The organism is Halalkalibacter alkalisediminis (genome assembly GCF_028610705.1).
Classification (GTDB): domain Bacteria; phylum Bacillota; class Bacilli; order Bacillales; family Bacillaceae_D; genus Halalkalibacter; species Halalkalibacter alkalisediminis.
Genome location: NZ_JAQQWT010000005.1, coordinates 14,021 through 32,994, shown reverse-complemented (window position 1 = coordinate 32,994; position 18,974 = coordinate 14,021). Strand labels below are relative to the sequence as shown.

Genomic DNA, 18,974 nt, shown 5'->3' with positions numbered 1-18,974 from the left:
CCTCACCAACTAAATCGAAGAGTGACAGGTTTTTTTAGTATTATTCTGCAAATAAATGCCTACCAATAGAAAAAGTTGGTGTGCGCGTGAAAATCCATTCAGACGTTGCAATATCGGGATTGTAATAATACGTAGCTCCATCAGAAGGATCCCAGCCTGTCCAAGCGTCGCGAACCGCTTTATAGGAAATGGACGTTGGCGCTAATTCGTACTGACCATCATGCACGGCTGTAAAAGCATTTCGTTGATAGATGACACCTTCAATCGTAGAAGGGAATTCCGAAGACTTTAGGCGGTTTTTCACAACAGCGGCAACAGCAACTTGTCCTTTATAAGGTTCACCGCGGGCTTCACCGTGAACGATTCTAGCTAATTTTTCAATCTCGTCTAAGCGAGTAAACGTATGTGGACCAGCAACTCCATCAGCTGCGAGGTCGAAATCCTGTTGAAGCTTGCGAACGGCTTCCTCGGTAAGCGAACCATAATAGCCTGTCGCATTCGTATGTAAATATTCTAACGCGATCAATTTCTGTTGCAATTCGACGACTTGATCTCCATCGTCTTCTTTCTGTAGCAAAGGATGAGCAAATGATTCCTTTGGAAGTGCAAAAGTGATCATGATGAAAAGAACTGTCATAACCTTGAGTTTCATTCAATCTACCTCCTCGTCTTCTCTACTCATTTAAACATAAAAAAGAGAGAAACAAAGCAATACTCTAGTAATTGAGAAGAAGCTCCTAAATTGTGAAAATGTATGAAATAACTTTTTGTGAAGATAGGTACTTTTCTCATGAACCGTTTTATCTGAAAAAGCAATGTGCAGTCTGAAATGACGATTGGTGACATATAAGATATGTAAGAAAAACGAACAACAAGGATTGACGGCAACAAGAAAAAATGAAAGTATAGTAGTTATGATTGAAGGAATGTAATCGCCTTCTTCAAAGACTACATCATGAGAGGAGAATAAAAATGAGTTTGACCAAAAAAATCATTATTGCCCTTATTTTAGGGGTAGCTGTAGGGCTTGGGTTTAATGTTTTGGCTCCGGATGCCTTTGTACCTGTAGATACCTATGTGCTCACGCCACTTGGGCAAATCTTTTTAAAGCTAATTACAATGCTAGTTGTCCCACTGGTCTTCTTTTCGATTGTACTTGGAACTGCTGGTATGGGGGATACAAAAAAGTTAGGTCGAATCGGAAGCAAGACGGTTGGGTTTTATTTGCTATCGACCGTGGTCGCTCTTTGTATTGCGTTTGCCGTGGCTCTTGTCATTCAACCAGGTCAAGAGGGGTTAATGGGTGAGGCGGAAGGATCAGGATATGAAGCTGCAGAAGCGCCTCCGGTGATGGACACCTTATTAAACATCATCCCAACCAATCCAATTGACGCGCTTGCCAACGGGCAGATGCTCCAAATTATTTTCTTTGCCATTTTTATCGGTTTTGCTCTGGCACATCTTGGGGAAAAAACAAGTGGAGTGTTCAAGTTCATGGAGCAAGGCAATGACATCATGATGTTTCTCGTCACGATTGCGATGAAGCTTGCGCCATACGGAGCATTCGGACTGATTGCTTCAGCATTAGGAAAACTAGGCCTTGATGCCTTATCGTCCATGGGCATGTACATGATCTGTGTGATCTTGGCCTTAATTTTACATGTTACGATTGTCTACTCAGGTACCGTTTATTTCCTAGGGAAAATGAATCCGATTCATTTCTTTAAAAACTTCTTACCTGCGATGACGGTGGCCTTTAGTACATCAAGTAGTAACGCCACACTACCGGTTTCGATGAAAACGGCCCAAGAAAAGCTTGGCGTCTCTAAGCCGATCTCTGGCTTCGTGCAGCCGCTTGGCGCAACGATTAACATGGATGGGACAGCGATTATGCAAGCTGTGGCGACGGTATTCATCGCCCAAGTATTTGCCGAACCATTGTCTGTAGGAGCGTTAGTGACCGTTGTTTTAACCGCCACACTTGCGAGTATCGGCACAGCTGGTGTTCCAGGAGTCGGCATGATTATGCTTGCGATGGTCTTACAATCTGTCGGATTACCAGTTGAGGGGATTGCCCTTGTTTTAGCGGTTGACCGAATTCTTGATATGCTTCGAACGTCTGTTAACATTACAGGCGACGCAGCCTGCGCCGTATTTGTGGAACAAAGTGAAGGCGGCAAGGATAAAGTGGAAACGGCGTAAGAGCTGTTCCTGCATAGAAAAAGAGTCATTTCTCATTAGTTTAGATGAGAAATGGCTTTTTTGGCTTGCTTTGAGAAAAGCGCGAGTGGAGGCTTACTTCGATTGGGTGACTCGATGTATGATTGGAAACGACTGTTGTATGATCCGATAGGCATGATTTAGGATCAACGTCGTGAAGGACCTCAATGAATCTAGTCATTGGGTGTAAGCGGACATGAGTTCCGTTATTTCTGTTAAATACCGTCATTTTAATAGATTAGCGGACATCCGTTCCGCTATCATAGCTCAAAGTCGTCAGTTAGTCCTTATTTTTAGCAAATAGCGGATTTGGTGTCCGCTTAAACGCTAAAATAGGGGGTTATTGAAGAAATAGCGGATCTGATGTCCACTAGACAAGGCTGATCAATGGTTCGAGGTTGTAGAATCTTTACAATCATCTTGTTTTTAAACAGGAATGATTAAAAGTTTGTCGAATACATTATTTTGTAAGCGTTACCATAATGGAGGGATGCATGTTGAAAGCGATTGAACGATTTTACTATGCGAATGATTTGAGGGAGCACTTTTTTCCTGCGTATAACCAGCTGTCGCATGAGCAATTAGAGTGGGAACCACAAGGCTATAAAAATAATATTGGTTTCCTTCTACGGCATGTAGCACAAGCGGAGGATTGGTTTCTTCATGCGGTCATCAAAAAAGGGGAGATGATCCCAAAAGAAAAGCCGACTTACAATCGGCGGAAAGTCTCTTAGAATATTTACATGAGACGAGAGAACAAACGTTAGCGTTCCTCGAATCCAACCCGATTCGTATACTAGAAGAGACTCGTTCGATTCCTGAAGGGTATCGCAGCACACCCATTGATCATCCGTCAGTTGGTTGGATTTTTCACCGTGTGTTTGATCATGAAGTCTATCACTTAGGTCAGGTAAATACTCTTTTACGTTTACAGGGTATAACTGCACCGAAGATGTAAAGGTTCACAAATGTCAACTGCATACTAACTAGTTAGTATGCAAGAGGAGGTTGCAAGATTGAAAACCGAAGAAACAGATAAGATCAACGTTCATTACCGCACGTGTCCTTTGTGTGAAGCGACTTGTGGTTTGGAGATTCATACTAAACGCAACGAAGTGGTCGACATCAAAGGCGATAAACAAGATCCGTTTAGTCGAGGGTATTTATGTCCTAAAGGGTATCGTTTAGACAAGTTATACGCTGATCCTGACCGAATGAGGAAACCGATGATTCGAGTTGGGGAGAAGTGGCGGGAGGTTTCCTGGGGCGAGGCTTTTGAAGAGGTGAAGAGAGGACTCGGGTCGATCATCGGTCAGCACGGGCGGGACGCCGTTGCTACGTATCTTGGCAACCCGAATGTTCATCATTTAGCGGGAATGATCTACATGCCTATGTTCTTGCGTGCATTAGGCTCCAAGAACCGCTATTCAGCTAGTACGATGGATCAGATTCCAAAGCAGTTGACAGCCGAGCTCATGTTTGGAAGTGACTTTTCTATACCGATTCCAGATATTGATCGGACCGATTATTTCTTCGTACTGGGAGCGAATCCCCTTGTTTCGAATGGAAGCTTGATGACCGCGCCGAATATGAGGAAACGCTTGAAAGAGCTGCAAAAGCGAGGCGGGAAGCTGGTCGTCATTGATCCAGTGAAAACCGTCACAGCGAAATTAGCAGATGAGCACCATTTTATTATTCCAGGGACGGATGCGTATTTGCTCATAGGGATTCTGCAGACGTTGTTTGCAGAGAAGCTTGTAAATGTGAGCGAAGAGCACATCAACGGGTTGGAGGACGTGAGAAAAGCGGTTGAACCGTTTGAGCCAGAAGTGGTTGCGGCTAAATGTGGAATCGAGGCAAGGACCATTCGCCGTTTTGCACGCGAGATCGCTAAGGTGAAACGAGCCATTGTTTACGGAAGAATGGGAACGTCCACACAAGTATATGGCACCCTTAATAGCTGGCTCATTGATGTCATTAATACAGTGACCGGTAATTTAGATTCAGAGGGTGGTGTGATGTTTACAAATCCGGCAGCCGCTTCTAAACATGGAGGTGGAAAACGGAAAAAGGAAATCCGGTTTGGTCGTTTTCATTCAAGGGTACGCAAACGGCCAGAGGTGTTAGGCGAGTTACCGATTTCCTGTTTAGCTGAAGAAATTCAAACAAAAGGCGACGGTCAAATCAAAGCCCTTGTGACGATTGCTGGGAACCCTGTATTATCAGCACCAAATGGAGAGAAGATGATCGAGGCCATCGGACAATTAGACTTTATGGTTAGTGTTGATTGTTATTTAAATGAAACGACGCGGCATGCCAACGTCTTGCTTCCTGCTCCATCAGCGCTCGAACGCTCTCATTATGACCTATCGTTTTACCAGCTTTCGGTTCGCAACATCGCTCACTTTTCGAAAACGGTGTTCGAGCTGCCGGAGGGACAATTGGATGAATGGGAAGTGTTACTCCATTTAACAGCAGCTGTTATGGATCAAGAAGTCGGCGATGATCCGGTTTCATATTTAGACGATTTTGCGTGCAAACAGTTGATTAACAAGGAATGTTCGAAAGTCGATTCTCCGTTAGCTGAGAAAGACCCGAAGGAACTGTTTAATCAATTATCACAAAGAAGAGGTCCGGAGCGAATCCTTGATTTCCTTCTGCGCACAGGTGAATACGGAGATTTCTTTGACGAACAGTCGGAGGGGCTATCTTTATCAAAATTAGAAGAAGAGCATCCGCATGGACTCGATTTAGGGCCATTAAAGCCAAGAATTCCTCAAATCTTATCGACACCTTCAGGTAAGATTGAGTTAGCGCCAAAGCTGTTGGTAGCCGATGTAGAACGACTGAAGACAGATCTTGCGCTGAATGAAAAGCAATTACTGCTCGTTAGCCGTCGACATTTACAATCCAATAATTCATGGATGCATAACATTAAAGAATTAACAAAAGGAGGGAACCGCTGTACCCTGCAAATCCATCCAGCGGACGCAGCGCGCTACCACCTATCAAATGGTCATCTAGCAGAAGTGAAATCAGTTGCTGGAATGATTGAAGTGGCAGTAGACATCACCGATGATGTGATGGAAGGGGTTGTGAGTCTCCCACATGGATGGGGACACCATTTAACTGGAATTCAATTGAGTAATGGACAAAAGCAAGCAGGTGTAAACTCTAACCGGTTAAGTGATGAGAGACTGGTCGATCCCGTCTCGGGGAATGCGGTGTTTAATGGGATTCCGGTGTCGGTGTCATGCTTGTCACCATATGTAATTTGATAAAAGGATTGTAACCTGAGACAAAGCAATCTAGGGATCAGGCAAGAATAGGTAGACACGTAAGCGAATGAAAAGCAGGAGATTTAATGTTCGGAATAACCAAGAAAAAAAGTCAGCATGCCATATGATGCTGACTTTTTCCTATTACATATCTATTTTTCTTTTACGGATGATGATCCCGCCACCTACTAGAAGGAAAAGGGTTCCGAGAACGAAATAGCTATACATATTCGTAGAGGTATTAGGAAGACGAGCTCCATTTGTTTCAACGGGAGCTTTTTCTACCTTTCCTCCGTTTGACTTCTTATCTAACTTGTCTTTCACTTCTTGCTTTTTCTTCGTTTTGAACGGATTTTTTCCTTTCGGCTTTTCCGTCTTTTTAGGAACATCGGGTCTAGCTTCGGTTGGTTCTACTCCGTTCACTGGACTTGAAACGGTTCCGGCTACAAGGATCACAGTCCCACCAGCATCGCGGTCAGGAATCGTAACGGAAAGCGCTTGGTCCGCAGATACAGTGTACGTTTGATTGCCGTACACATCGGTAACCGTGCTTCCTGCTTCAAAAGGTACGTCAAATGTTACTTCGTTTTCAGTATTTCTCACATTGATCGCCACCACAACAGACTCTCCATCAAATGAGCGCTCAAACGCTGTGAATCCTTCTGCATCTGAACCGGCAAGCTGTGTTCTCGTTCCTTTAGAGAAAACTTGTGAATAGTCTTTTCTGGCATTTAATAGCTTCGTATAATGCTCATGCACATCATTTCCTTCAACGATGTCCCAATCAATCGTATATCGATTTGTATAGTACGGGTAATTTGCTTCGCCAAAATAGCCTAATTCCTCCCCGTAATAAATCACAGGTTGTCCTTTAGCTGTGATTTGAAGGGCGGCCCCTAGCTTTAATTTTCCTTCATCGCCATTGATAGTTGGTTGGTTTAAGAAACCAATCTCGTCATGACTTCCGAGGAATTGTCCAAGGGTGCCTCCGTTAGAGATGGCTGCATTACGAGCATGTAGCGTCTGCTCAACCTGTTCAATTTGGCCGTTTGCAAAATCGACTGCGTCGTTTTTAAAGTCAAAGTCTAGCAATGAATCCATCATTCCACTGTTTAAATAACCATGGTCGTCGTTGTAATAAGCGCCCCACGACTCCCCGATCATTTTGAATTCTGGCATAACTTTTGTTTGTTCACTTTTAAATTTCATCCATGTCGCATCTTCCACGTGTTTAACGGTATCAACACGGAAGTAATCAATGGTATTCCCGTTTGACGTTCTCGACTTTTCGATCCAGTCGACTTGCCACTGAACAATTTGCTCACGAACTTCTGGATCTTCGGTCATAAAGTCTGGTAATCCAGCTAATTCTCCGCGAACAGAATCGGTTCCGCCATCACGTAGCATTCCATCAAAACGTGCTCGATCCCAATCCGTAGGGAAATGCGCAATTTGGCCGTCTAGCTCGGCATCGGCTGCTTTTAATCCATATCCAGTATGATTTAACACGACATCGATCATCAGCTTCATCCCACGGTCGTGTGCCTCATCAATGAGTTCATGGAAGTCTTCCATCGTTCCAAAGTGAGGGTTTAACGTTTCGAAATTGCTCGCCCAATATCCGTGATAGCCGTAGTATGGTGTAATATGCGGAGTATCGTTATGGCGAACATCATACACGATATTTTCAACAATAGGGTTAATCCAAATGGTATTAATCCCGAGATCTTGTAAATAATCTAGTTTTGATGTAAGGCCTTTAAAGTCTCCACCTTTATAGGCGCCTGGCATCTCTTTATCATACCCGACTCCATAAGGATCATTGTTAGATGAATCGCCGTCAAAGAAACGATCGGTTAATAAGAAATAAATGCGTGCTTCATCCCAATCAAAATCACCTGCTCCAATCGAGTGACGAGCTTTGACGGTTACTTCTGCTGCACCTTTGTGTTCGTTTCCATAAGTATCTACAACGGTAATCGGCAGCGTCTTCACTCCCGCCGTCGTTTGGTGGTCAATCGCAATAGTTAGTTCCTGGAGCTCTGGGTCAATCGCCACTGCCTCTTTGCCACCTACTTCACGCAAGTCGACTGAAATTTCGCGAATGTCCACCTCATCTTCATTCGTTATATCCAAAGTGAGGACCGTATTTTGATGATAATCCACTTCTTTTGGTGCTACGGTTCCTGATACATCGATCGTCGAATTAAAATAAGCAATCACTGACTTTCCATCGACTGTGTTATAGGGATCTGTGACTTCTGTTGTGACGCCATCCACTGTGACAAAGAAGGTGTATTCATAATCACCAGCAGGAAAGTCATGGTACGTAAAAACAAAACGCTCATTTTTTTCCTCTTTGGTCATTAGGTGACGGCCTTCAATTCCCTTAATGTCTAGTTCTACTTGTTCAATTTTAGCCATTTCATCTGTTAGATAAAGGTCTTTATCTCTAAATTGGAAGCTCGCATGGCCTTGATGAATCGATGGCTTACGAATAGAAGGGACGGTGAAAAATTCAGTTTCACCACTTGTGACAAATACTTTTGTCATAGGATCCGTTTGGTTCACGGTAATCGAACGATCGCCGCCTGGCTCTCGGTCAACCCAGTCTGCTTTACGTACGATGAATCCAACCTGATCAGCATGTGGACCTACCTGGATTTCAGCAATTGCTTTTCCATCTTCAAAACGGCTGAAATCATGATTTTGATCTTCGGCACCTGTCCCCCAAACCCACACGTCCCAATCTTCATAGTTCCCATCAGGTCTGTCATAGGAAAGGCGGATATGAGGTTGAAGGCCACCTTCTCTTTCTTTAATTGCTGCAACAGCAGCAGCTTCACTCGTAAATACATCTGTTAAACCTTGTACGATCCAAACCTCTGTGCTTGTTTCTTCGGTCGGAACAGGAAGATCGAAAGGACCATCTTGGGCGCTCCAGTCATTTTTTCGTGGAATCACCGTGATTTCATTTTCTGGGAAAGAATGAGTGCCTTTTGCAAACGTATACTCATTGCCAACGAAAGAGTCAAAGGCATAGCCTGCATCTGCATAACCACTATTGTAAATCCACATATCCCAGTTATCGAAATTTTCATTTGTACGATGGTAATGAATGGTATAGTCGTACATGACTCCAACCGTTTTAATCTGTCTTGTCGTTTCAAACTGATCTTTTACAGCCTTCACTTTAAACGTTTCATTTCCTGAAAGACTCTCAGAAATGGATAGAGTTGAATCCATGATTTCAACCCCGCTTGGAGCATCTTCTAAAGACCAAGTGACTCCTTCAGCACTCGTTATAGCACCACTGTTTTGAACAACGTCAGCTTTTAATGAGTGAGTGGACCCCGTTTTCAAAGTAGAAGGTATTGAATCAATGTTCAATCCTGGGACAACTAGCTTGCTATTCCCACTCACTTCCTCACTATTTAACGGATCTAACATCCATTCATCGTCTTTGATAAATTTATATGGGTAAACGTTTGGAGAAAGAGTAGTAGAGGTGGTCCAAACGCCATTGATCTGTTCCATTTCTAACGCATGGTTTTGCCAATCTGTAAATCCTCCCGCCACAAGAACACGGTCAGCGTTGTCATCTTTGTAATTGAAAACAACCGTTCCATCGCTACTTACAACAGGACTTGCCAAGTCAGAAACGGATTGAGCGGTAACGACTGCTGGTAACGAACTAGTTAGTAAACTAAAAACCATTAATAGAGCTAAAGTGAAAGAAAACCACTTTCTATGCTTCGTATACATGGATGACGTACCCCTTTCAAAACTAGTTTTTTTAAAAACTACCTCATCTTGTTGCTCTTCGTTGTATGCTTTTAAACACCTCCTAAATGAAATAGAAGTCATTTGTGCAATCGTTTGCATAAACGGTGAAAATAAAGTGCAACAAAATGCGCAGGTTGGCGGTACTTGTTGCAAGCGTTTTCACTGATAGTGTAAATCTATCATAGATCTGTTTATCTAGCAATCATCTTTTCACGTAGGTGTGTGTTAAAACCCTTTCTAACAGGTCACAAAGATGTTTAGTGTTGATGTGTCGCTAGTGGGACCATAAGAAACATGATCGAAAATTTGCTATAATACGGGGATCTGTTCTTGAATAAAAGGCATAAGGAGGAAGAACAAATGAATACCGAAAAAAAGCTATTTAGTTTAATCAATTCTGCAAGGGTATTAACATCTACTCTTGATTTAGATAAAGTGCTCCATCAATTGATCAAAGAGGTTTTAAATGTGATTGAAGGATCGAATGCCAGTGTCCTCTTTTTATATGATCAAAAAACAAATAAACTTTACCCGAAAGCTGCTGTTGGATTTAATATGAAGTATTTAAAAGATATTCTGCTAGATCCGGGTGAGGGGATGAGTGGGAAAACCTTTTTATCAAGGGATGATAGTGTCGTGATGGTCACCGTCTGTACCTCAATGATCTTCACTTGGGTCTTAATCTCAGAAGGGATCCCTAAATGGATCGCGGAAATGCTTCATGGATTGGGATTACCTGGCTGGGCTTTGCTACTCGTGTTAATTGCGATCATGCTTGTAGCCGGTATGGTGATGGAGCTTGTTCCTAACTTATTCTTATTTATTCCTATTTTCTTTCCGATCGCAGCAGAGATTGGCATGGATCCAACTCAATTTGCGATAGTCATGTTAGTCAGTCTTGCTTTAGGTATGTTTACACCGCCAGTAGGGGCCACTCTATTTATCTCTTGTTACATTGCGAAGGTTGGAATTGAGAAAACCATTAAAGACATCCTTCCATACTTTGTAGCAGGTATTGTCGTTGTTCTATTAATTGCTTACGTACCGTTCTTTACGTTGTGGTTGCCGGAATGGTTTGAGTAGGATTTGGGATGAAAAGTGAGTTCTGTAATGAATCTGAGCCTCTAATCAATAGTTGATTAGAGGCTCTTAACCATGATGTTCGTTTGCTTTAACCGAGGGGCATGCAGATAGAGTGGTGTTTGTGCGGAGCGGAATCGGTTTTAGTAAACACCTACAAGGGCACGCCCACTGCACCGCGCCTCTTCTCCAACCCAACTCAAATCTATGATAAGATAAAAACAAAGAATGAAGAGAAGGAGAGGGCAATGGATGAGCGTAACCATTCAGCGAAATGATCCGTGCGTTTGTGGAAGTGGCAAAAAATATAAGAAATGTTGTATGAACAAAGAAAAGGTTATTCAGCTGAAGCATGTGAAGGAAGAGCGCTTTTTACAACAAAAGCATGCTTTAACTCTAATGTTAAGAGAGTTTATCTACTCTAAATTTTCTTATATGCAGCATCAAAAGCAATTCAGCTTGTTCAAAAAGCGAACAAAGGGATTGATAGAAGAGTATGTAGAAGAGAGTTTTTTTGACTTTTGGCTTTATTATTTCTACCGTTTTGAAAATGGATTGCGAGGCATTGAGTGGTTTGAGAAAGAGCGGGGCGCAAAGTTATCTGCAGCGGACCGTCAACTAGTCAAGCAGTGGACAAGTTTGAAGCCGCGTTTGCTTGAAGCGACGGGAAGGACGGAGTCAGTGATTCAATTTTCCGATGTGTGGACGAAGGAAACGTTCACGGTCAAATTTCCAAACCAAAAGTTAAAGTCGTTTGCTCCTTGGTACGGGACGTTAGCTTTGCTTGAACCATTTGATGGACATTTCGAATTCCATGGCATCAATCGGATGATTTCTCCTGAAGATATACAGATAGCGAAGCGAGAAGTAGAACAATGGTCGAAAAAAACGTCTCAGACGAATGAGCATATTTTATTTGAATACTTCCCAGAAATTCTTGCAGCCACAATGGGGCCTGAACCACATTCTCATACGCACAAAGACATTCATCTTTATAAAGTCCAAGCCAAGGTGCTTGATGATGAAATCGTTGCAGAGTATTTTTACCGACTTGAAGATCTTGTCATTGACGAATGGAATAAAACGAGCAAACAAGGGGGCTTTGCAAAGGATTGGAAGGTGTACCGAGATACACTAGTAGAAGGAGAGATCGTTCTAGCGGATGTCGATGGTCATCTCACAATCGAAGAGGATGAGCTTACGTATACCTCTCATCATTTAGAAGCAAAAAAGGAATTTATGAGAAAGCTTAAACAAGTTCATATGGCCATTACGAACGTAAAAGAGCAGATCGAAACGATCACGTTGCCGATACATGCCGAACTTCAAACGACGATGATTAAAATGGGAGAAAACGTTCCGCCGTATGTGGGTCTTTACGTGCAGTCTATTGGGTTAATCGATGTCACACAATCGATCCCGAAATACGACAATCTTTCCTTAATCGAACTAGTCAATCACAACCGAGCAGAAGATGCGGAGCGATGGTTGAAGCAAGCGGAATATCATGTGTATGCGATGACCGAAAAGGAGTATGGCGATGTCGACTTTACAGCTGATTTGAATACGGTGCGAAAGAGATTAGGGTTACCTTTATCCCCCTTTGTTACAGAGGGAGCAAACCGTTTTTCTCAGGTCGAAGCGACGAGCCCGCAAAATCAAAAGCCAACGCCTGTCTCTGAAGAGGACATTGAGGTATATGAGAAGTTAGGATTCACTCCTTCAACGATCAACAACTTTTATACGAATGATATAATTGATTTTTATAAAAAAAAAACCGACGGTAAAGGTGAAAATACAGTAAGAAAGTATAAAAATAGTCTCTTTGATATCCGCGAGGCATTGGAGGCCTCAATCTTTAAAAGCTGGAGCGAGGTGGATGATAAATTTTGGGAGAAGTTGATTGTTTTTGATTTTACTGAGATTAATGGACCTGCGAGTAAGTCGAATGTGAAGGAATTCTTATCTACGGTGAAAATCTTTACGAAATGGCTTGATAAAAAGCAGAAAACGAACATCGCTAAAGAGGTAGCAACCTTCATTTCTACAGTAGAAGATGACTTAATTCGAGCAGCTGAGCTACTCACTGAATTCAATCCGTATCAAAGGTATATGAATGAAGCAATGGAGAAAATGAATGACATCGCTAAGATGATGCGTAACATCGCAGAGCCTTATGATGACCTTCTGGAAGGTACATTTCAAGTGACAAAAAAGAACAAAGCCAGCATTAAGATACGAGAACTAGATGAAACCGGCGAAGAAAGAACCGTCAAAATGTCAGCCAACCAACTTCAATACGTCAATGAGGGAATGTTTTTCTTAGGTGAAATTGGAAAGAAGAATGCCGGTGCTGCGGCGTATGAATGGGTTGATCTTTATCAAGTGTATGTGAAAGAAGCAGCCTTTTATCTTGAAATTTTCTAATTGGAGGACTAGATGAATAAGGACTTTGGAACTTACCGGGAATTCATTGAACTTGCGCATAAAGGAAGAGAAGAGCTTTTACACGTGATTGAGAGGGGAGAACAACGTTTAGCCCCAATCAAGTAGAATGACTTTGCGAACTCCTTGATTAGCGATAATACGAAAGGGGATGTGCCAGGCACATCTCCCCCTTTAGCTTTTTCTCTTTTTCATCGCCTTTAATAGATAGCCACCCTTAAATTTACGAGGCTCATAAGAGATAATAAAGGCATGTGGCTCATATTGATCAATCATAGAAATTACCTTTTCTTCTAAATTTCGTTTGGTTAGTATTTGTAGTTGATAACGAACACTATCTTTTCCCATTCCTTCCAATACGGTTACCCCGAAACCATTATTCCGAAGAGTCGAAACAAGTTCGCTATTCTGATTCAATAAGTTCACAGTAAGGGTTGTATAGCCTAAGGCCAATTTATTTTCAATATAGCCCCCTAAATAAATACCAGCTGCAAACCCTAAAGCATAAACAAGCATCTCCGCAATGCTTTGCTCACCACTCAGGACGATCGACAACCCGAAAACATAAATTAAAGCTTCAAGGAATCCGAAAATAGAAGCGGGAATGCTCATATTCTTTACGACAAAAATAATTCTAAGAGATAAAACCGGTACTAAAACAATTTGTAGTAAAAAAATTAAAAGGATGCTAGGCATAGGTAAGAACGCTATTTCTATAAGGATTTTTCAAATAGAATAGACAAGCTTGTTTCTAACGTTCCCAACTATTTCTGGATTATGTGGGGAGTATGCACAATTCAATAGTGAGCCTATTTAAGTTGTAGCAATCACGATAGTGGAGGTAACGTCAAGGCTGGGAGGGATGGCATAGGATGGTCCGATTGCTGATGTGGTGAAACCTAAAGGTATGTGCCTGAGGATATACAGAGTGTGTTTGTGAGCGGACATGAGTTCCGTTATTACAGGGAAAAAAGTCATTTTTAGGAGGTTTGCGGACATGTCTTCCGCTATTCTAGTGATTTTTAGACATTTCGCTCTTTTTTTTGAAAAATAGAGGATCCGATGTCCGCTTGAACGATGAAAGTAGGGATTTTGGAGGGAATAGCGGAATGTATGTCCGTTGATTACTAGACGAGGGAATGAGTCGATCATGAACGAGCAAAAAAGCGCATGGTTCATGCGCTTTTTGCTGAATCAAGTAGCGATAGCAACTGAAATCAAACCTTCTCGACGACAATCTCTTTTTCTTCAAGTCCATTTCCGTTATAATCAGGGGTGCCAGGCACCCCTAAAAAAGGAGGATCACAATGAATAAATGGCTACTACTACTAGTTACAGGGCTTCTACTAGTATTAACAGCTTGCGGAGCTCTGCAAGAAAATGAAGAAGCCGGTGAACAGGAAACAGAAGAAACTGATGAAACAGACGAACGAACGGAACCGACTGAACCCATCATCGTAGAGGAATATCCAATTGTCACCATTACGATGGAAAACGGCGAGGAAATCCAAGCTGAACTTTATCCACATACCGCACCGAACACTGTGGTTAACTTTATTTCATTGATTGAAGACGGCTTTTACGATGGCTTAACGTTTCATCGGGTGATGCCTGGCTTTATGATTCAAGGTGGAGACCCTGTAGGAGATGGATCTGGTGGTCCTGGTTATTCAATCGGGGGCGAATTCACAGCTAATGGATTTGAGAATCCATTAAACCATGAGCGCGGCGTCCTTTCGATGGCTCGCACCAATGATCCTAATTCAGGAGGATCGCAGTTCTTTATTATGGTAGATGACTCACCAGAACTAGATGGGCAATACGCTTCTTTTGGACGAGTGTTAGAAGGAATGGAAACCGTTGATGCAATCGTCGCAGCGGAACGCGATTTCCGTGACAAACCAAAAGAAGAGCAAAAGATGAAGACGGTGACTGTCGATACGAAGGGGTATGAGTATCCGGATCCGGTCGTGCAGTAAGTTTGCTCGGATGATGAGAAAGGGGATGCTTCAACTTAAAGGGAGCATTCCTTCTTTCTGTTATGAGCGAAGATCTTCTATTTAGTAAACAATACAAGGAGTGAGAAGCGATGAAATTAACGTACATAGTGATCCTATTAGTGATCATCATGAGTGCCTGCGCCCCGGCTGAACAAAGTCTACCAAAAGGTTCCGAGATTGAAGCTTTTGAAGTAGAAAATCCAGCCTATCTCGAAGGGGAATGGCTCGTGGCTCAGGTAGATAGAGTGGTCGATGGAGATACGATTGTAATCTCGCAACTCAATCTAGATCAAGTTGGAAATAGCGACATTGTTTGGGAACTTGCTGAACGAGAGTCAGCCGTTAGAGTGCGATTCCTAGCAGTGGATACGCCTGAGAATACCAAAGAAAAACAAAAATTCGGGCAGGAAAGCACGGATCTCGTGAAGGATTTACTAGAAGGGAACGAAGTCATCATCGAGCTAGATCCAAAGGCACTGTTTGATAACTATGACCGTTTACTAGGACATGTATTCACGGTGGAAGGGGCCAACGTTCAACAAGTACTCTTGAGAAACGGATTAGCAAGAGTGGCCTATTTATTTGATGACTATAAGTATGTCGACGACTATCTTGACGCAGAAGAAGCGGCGCGCTCGGAGCAGCTGCATATCCATTCCATAGAAGGCTACGTGACGGAACGCGGGTTTAATATGGATGTAGTGGATAAGTAGGGAAATTATTCACTAATTGGGGATAATTTGTGGAAAAAAGAGTGTTATGTGGATAACTGAATTTCGTCATCAGCAGCTTTTGTGAATCGATCGTCCTCCGACTATTAGGTATAATGAAGAGCGAATCAGTCTAAAGATATTATTTTTTTTATCTTTCACTCAAAAGACCCCCTCAAAAAGTGGGATAGTCACGTATAGGTAGAAAAAGAGAACACGAAATGACTAAAAGTGAAGGTGAACAGACATGATTGGTGAAATGGTTAGAAAATATCGCATAGAAAAAGGGTTTTCTCTCTCAGAACTCGCAGAGCATACAGGTATAGATAAGTCCTATCTCCTTTCCATTGAAAGAAAAATTCATCTAACTCCTACGATAGAAGTATTAGAAAAGATCACCTCAGCTTTAGATGTATCAATGGACACATTGATAAGCGAATGCTCATCAGAAGCTACGGACCCCGTTTGGGATGATTTGGTGATCGACGCGCTAGAAGCAGGAATGTCAACAGAGGACTATATCCAATTTATTCAATTTGTTAAAAAGCTAAATCCCGAATCGACACCGTTGCAAAAGTCGAGTGCTTACTACTTTGAAAGGTTTGATGAGAAAATAAGTTGAGGAATAAAGCTTTAGGTGGAGTACTAGAGAACATGGTTGATAAAGAGTGACTTACAAGAAAGACGAACAATGGTCTTTGATAAGTCACTCTTTTTTTTGTAATGAAAAAGGAGGAGAACTTGCTTCACGCAAGCTCTTTTTTGGTGCGATAGCGTGATCAGGTACTCATGACTGGCGTTTAGTTAGCGATTATCAAACTTTTCAAAGTCGTAATGGAAGAATGGAATTGGTGGCCACGTAAAAATGAGGGGGGCGCTCGATTTGCAGTCCAACAGCACCACTCAACCAAGCCTACCAACCCACCACCACCAAAAAGACGGCCGAGCACCAGCTCGCAACCGCCTCATCTCAACTCAACTCAACTCATCTCAACCCTATTCGCGATCCTGCAGCTCTCGATTCGATTTAGAAATCGTAATTCTTTCTTCGCCGTTACTCGGCTGTACGGCATCTTTGCTCTTGATCATGTTGCGCTTTGACTTGGAACGTTTGCTCATACGAAGAACTCACTCCTTTGTGAAAGGTTAAGGATATTTTTAGCGGAAGGAAGCGAGTTTATGTATGTTAGTCCGTTCACAGCACAAAGTTGGAATCATACGAAAGACATAGGATAAAATGTGTTATAGTTATAATAGGGAAATCATTACAAGGGAGAGAGGAAGCATGCGAAAAAAAATCATACTCGCTTCCATTGCATGTATCCTTGCAGTTGGCTCTATCTTTATCTTTTCTAATGAGCAAATAGAAGAAGCGGAAGTGATTTCCGAAATAGAAGAGATCGAGGAAGCGGCAATGGTCCATCGTCAAGCTGAGACTGAACAGGTGGAAAACAAAGCAGTCGTACATGAAATCATAAGCGATACACATCATTTATTAAATAACATTACTGGTTACGGGAACCATGAAAAGTATCGAGACGCATCTAGTGCTGATTGGGAAAAGATAAAAAAGGAATTGCAGTCGGAAGCCAATCAAGTGGAGAGAGCTCTAGATTTTGCCGAAGAGACAGTAAAAGAAGACCTTAAAAATTTTGTTCATATTACTCGTTATGCAGCTGATAGTCATGATCATACCGCCCTCTTATATTCACATAGGATTATTCACGATGTAGATACCATTTACAATGATAAGCAGAAAAAAACGTTCAATGCTGCGAGAATTTCTTCTTGGAATGGCTCAGCTAAAAAAACGGTTGAAAAACTACTTAATCGCGTGGGAAGTGACGAATAAACGTCACTTCCCTTTTTAATGTAGGATTATGATTATTTCCTGGAAAATTGTCGAATCTTATATAATAAGAACGTTTAATAGAGTATAATGGATGCAATTCTGACAGTTGGAAAAGGAGTTGTCGTTTTATGAAGCGAATGTTAATGTTTTTGATCTTAATGGTGACTTTCACAGCTTGTCAGCAGGAACAAGAAGAAGCAGTGAAAGAGATGGTTGATCCACCTTTAATCGATGCAGAAATGATTGAAATAGAGGAAGAGGAAGTCAATATTACGATTGGTTCTATTGGAGATGTTCTTTTACATAGTCGCGTGTATAAAAAGGCACAGACGGAGGACGGCTATGACTTTTTACCGATGCTTGAACGAGTCGAACCACTGTTACAAGCTCCCGATTTTATGATGGCGAATCAAGAGTCGATGCCAGGTGGAGTCGAGCTTGGGCTTTCTACCTATCCTAATTTTAATAGCCCTCATGAAATTGCTAGCAATTTGCAAACAGTTGGTATTGATATGGTGATTGGAGCGAATAACCATACGCTTGATCGAGGCGTAGAAGCGGTGGAAAGTGCGTTAGATTATTATGATGAAATCAACATGGAGTATGTGGGCGTTTACCGAGATACAAAAGACCGGGAGAGAGAGCGCATCGTCACCGTTGACGACGTTACTATTGGGGTGTTGGCCTATACGTATGGAACAAATGGAATTCCGATTCCTGCTGGCCATGAAGATATGGTGGCTTTAATCGATCCGGAGCGAATGGACAAGGATATAGAGAGACTCCGCGCGCAAGTAGATGTCCTCATTGTGCATATGCACTGGGGAGCGGAATATGAAAATGAACCGAATGAGGAACAACGCGAGTTAGCTGAGCAGCTGTCAGAGGCTGGTGTCGATATCATTTTTGGACATCATCCACATGTATTGCAGCCAATTGAGGTCATCGAGCAGGAATCCGGTCATGAGACAACGGTGTTTTATTCACTTGGCAATTTCATCTCTTCCCAAGATTTTGGGCTAACAGATATTGGTGGGGTGGCTACGGTCGAAGTGACGAAGACGACAAAGGGCGACGATGTATCGATTGATATACACACTCCTCATATAGAACCGACTTTAGTCGAACAAGGAACGTACCGAGTGTATCCGTTCGCAGAAACGGATATCAATCCCATTATGGGTGGGACCTATACGGAAACAATCGAGCATACAGAGAGGTATTTAACAGAGTAGCTATATTCCTCTATGACTTAGAAGGACCACCAGTTAGTTTTCATACCTATTATTTTAAAACAATGCAGCATGACCAAGAACGAACCCATTTCTCCATTTAGCGAGAAATGGTTTTTTGTTAGACCATTTTCGTATAAACGGTTACTGTTCGCGCAAAAGGTTATGGTCACTTCCTAAACGTCTTTATAATGTAACCTTATGACGATATGGCCAACCTCCATAGCGATAAAACCATTAAGTAAACCAAAGAAACCAATCGTCATCATATCAAAGTTTCCTCTATCAGTAAAAAATGTAGTTACTAGCATAATTCCACAATAAAAAATAAAAAGGACACCTAATGCATTTAATATGCGACCAATCAACAA

General features: G+C 42.2%; 13 protein-coding genes and 1 pseudogene. 10 read left to right on the top strand and 4 right to left on the bottom strand.

Annotation, left to right across the window (positions count from 1 at the left end):
* Positions 1-40: 40 nt before the first annotated feature.
* On the bottom strand, positions 41-652 hold the full coding sequence (locus PQ474_RS09120; RefSeq protein WP_273842213.1) for a cell wall hydrolase: 612 nt from the start codon (positions 650-652) through the stop codon (positions 41-43).
* Between the two features lie 320 nt (positions 653-972).
* Between PQ474_RS09120 and PQ474_RS09115 the strand changes: the two genes are divergently transcribed.
* From PQ474_RS09115 to PQ474_RS09100, 3 genes and pseudogenes are all read left to right on the top strand, one after another.
* Complete coding sequence (locus PQ474_RS09115) at positions 973-2,202, top strand: dicarboxylate/amino acid:cation symporter (protein ID WP_273842209.1); 1,230 nt, start codon at positions 973-975, stop codon at positions 2,200-2,202.
* 500 nt (positions 2,203-2,702) lie between these two features.
* Positions 2,703-3,178: pseudogene (locus PQ474_RS26590) on the top strand (DinB family protein).
* A gap of 58 nt (positions 3,179-3,236) precedes the next feature.
* Positions 3,237-5,498, top strand: coding sequence for a molybdopterin oxidoreductase family protein (locus tag PQ474_RS09100; RefSeq protein WP_273842201.1), 2,262 nt, complete (start codon positions 3,237-3,239; stop codon positions 5,496-5,498).
* A 144-nt stretch (positions 5,499-5,642) separates the two neighbouring features.
* Here the strand turns inward: PQ474_RS09100 and PQ474_RS09095 are convergent, their stop codons facing one another.
* Entirely contained in the window at positions 5,643-9,263 is a 3,621-nt protein-coding gene (locus tag PQ474_RS09095; protein WP_273842199.1) for an alpha-amylase family glycosyl hydrolase, read from the bottom strand.
* Positions 9,264-9,644: 381 nt separating this feature from the next.
* Here PQ474_RS09095 and PQ474_RS09090 point away from each other — a divergent pair, with 381 nt between their 5' ends.
* Both PQ474_RS09090 and PQ474_RS09085 read left to right on the top strand, forming a co-directional pair.
* On the top strand, positions 9,645-10,367 hold the full coding sequence (locus PQ474_RS09090) for an SLC13 family permease (protein WP_273842197.1): 723 nt from the start codon (positions 9,645-9,647) through the stop codon (positions 10,365-10,367).
* A gap of 249 nt (positions 10,368-10,616) precedes the next feature.
* A complete protein-coding gene (locus tag PQ474_RS09085; protein WP_273842196.1) occupies positions 10,617-12,791 on the top strand; it encodes an SEC-C domain-containing protein in 2,175 nt (724 codons plus the stop codon).
* Between the two features lie 192 nt (positions 12,792-12,983).
* On the opposite strand, the gene PQ474_RS09080 is transcribed toward PQ474_RS09085, so the two are convergent.
* Positions 12,984-13,505, bottom strand: a complete 522-nt coding sequence (locus PQ474_RS09080; RefSeq protein WP_273842194.1) for a DUF2179 domain-containing protein — start codon at positions 13,503-13,505, stop codon at positions 12,984-12,986.
* Between the two features lie 611 nt (positions 13,506-14,116).
* Between PQ474_RS09080 and PQ474_RS09075 the strand changes: the two genes are divergently transcribed.
* The 5 genes from PQ474_RS09075 to PQ474_RS09055 all read left to right on the top strand — a co-directional run bounded on the left by PQ474_RS09075 (position 14,117) and on the right by PQ474_RS09055 (position 18,606).
* On the top strand, positions 14,117-14,788 hold the full coding sequence (locus PQ474_RS09075) for a peptidylprolyl isomerase (protein ID WP_273842192.1): 672 nt from the start codon (positions 14,117-14,119) through the stop codon (positions 14,786-14,788).
* Between the two features lie 110 nt (positions 14,789-14,898).
* Positions 14,899-15,522 carry a thermonuclease family protein gene (locus PQ474_RS09070; protein WP_273842190.1) on the top strand — a complete coding sequence of 208 codons (624 nt, stop codon included), beginning with the start codon at positions 14,899-14,901 and terminating at the stop codon, positions 15,520-15,522.
* Between the two features lie 244 nt (positions 15,523-15,766).
* Positions 15,767-16,141 carry a helix-turn-helix domain-containing protein gene (locus PQ474_RS09065; protein ID WP_273842188.1) on the top strand — a complete coding sequence of 125 codons (375 nt, stop codon included), beginning with the start codon at positions 15,767-15,769 and terminating at the stop codon, positions 16,139-16,141.
* 663 nt (positions 16,142-16,804) lie between these two features.
* On the top strand, positions 16,805-17,371 hold the full coding sequence (locus PQ474_RS09060) for a hypothetical protein (RefSeq protein WP_273842186.1): 567 nt from the start codon (positions 16,805-16,807) through the stop codon (positions 17,369-17,371).
* 128 nt (positions 17,372-17,499) lie between these two features.
* Positions 17,500-18,606 carry a CapA family protein gene (locus PQ474_RS09055; RefSeq protein ID WP_273842185.1) on the top strand — a complete coding sequence of 369 codons (1,107 nt, stop codon included), beginning with the start codon at positions 17,500-17,502 and terminating at the stop codon, positions 18,604-18,606.
* A gap of 173 nt (positions 18,607-18,779) precedes the next feature.
* Here PQ474_RS09055 and PQ474_RS09050 read toward each other — a convergent pair whose 3' ends face one another.
* Positions 18,780-18,974 (bottom strand): hypothetical protein, encoded by a 195-nt coding sequence (locus PQ474_RS09050; protein WP_273842183.1) that lies wholly within the window; start codon positions 18,972-18,974, stop codon positions 18,780-18,782.

What these genes read in the sequence shown, in the direction of transcription:
- PQ474_RS09095 (WP_273842199.1), bottom strand. Translation starts at nt 9,263, where the DNA reads ATGTATACGAAGCATAGAAAGTGGTTTTCTTTCACTTTAGCTCTATTA.
- PQ474_RS09090 (WP_273842197.1), top strand. Translation starts at nt 9,645, where the DNA reads ATGAATACCGAAAAAAAGCTATTTAGTTTAATCAATTCTGCAAGGGTA.
- PQ474_RS09060 (WP_273842186.1), top strand. Translation starts at nt 16,805, where the DNA reads ATGCGAAAAAAAATCATACTCGCTTCCATTGCATGTATCCTTGCAGTT.
- PQ474_RS09075 (WP_273842192.1), top strand. Translation starts at nt 14,117, where the DNA reads ATGAATAAATGGCTACTACTACTAGTTACAGGGCTTCTACTAGTATTA.
- PQ474_RS09115 (WP_273842209.1), top strand. Translation starts at nt 973, where the DNA reads ATGAGTTTGACCAAAAAAATCATTATTGCCCTTATTTTAGGGGTAGCT.
- PQ474_RS09065 (WP_273842188.1), top strand. Translation starts at nt 15,767, where the DNA reads ATGATTGGTGAAATGGTTAGAAAATATCGCATAGAAAAAGGGTTTTCT.
- PQ474_RS09070 (WP_273842190.1), top strand. Translation starts at nt 14,899, where the DNA reads ATGAAATTAACGTACATAGTGATCCTATTAGTGATCATCATGAGTGCC.
- PQ474_RS09085 (WP_273842196.1), top strand. Translation starts at nt 10,617, where the DNA reads ATGAGCGTAACCATTCAGCGAAATGATCCGTGCGTTTGTGGAAGTGGC.
- PQ474_RS09055 (WP_273842185.1), top strand. Translation starts at nt 17,500, where the DNA reads ATGAAGCGAATGTTAATGTTTTTGATCTTAATGGTGACTTTCACAGCT.
- PQ474_RS09120 (WP_273842213.1), bottom strand. Translation starts at nt 652, where the DNA reads ATGAAACTCAAGGTTATGACAGTTCTTTTCATCATGATCACTTTTGCA.
- PQ474_RS09080 (WP_273842194.1), bottom strand. Translation starts at nt 13,505, where the DNA reads ATGCCTAGCATCCTTTTAATTTTTTTACTACAAATTGTTTTAGTACCG.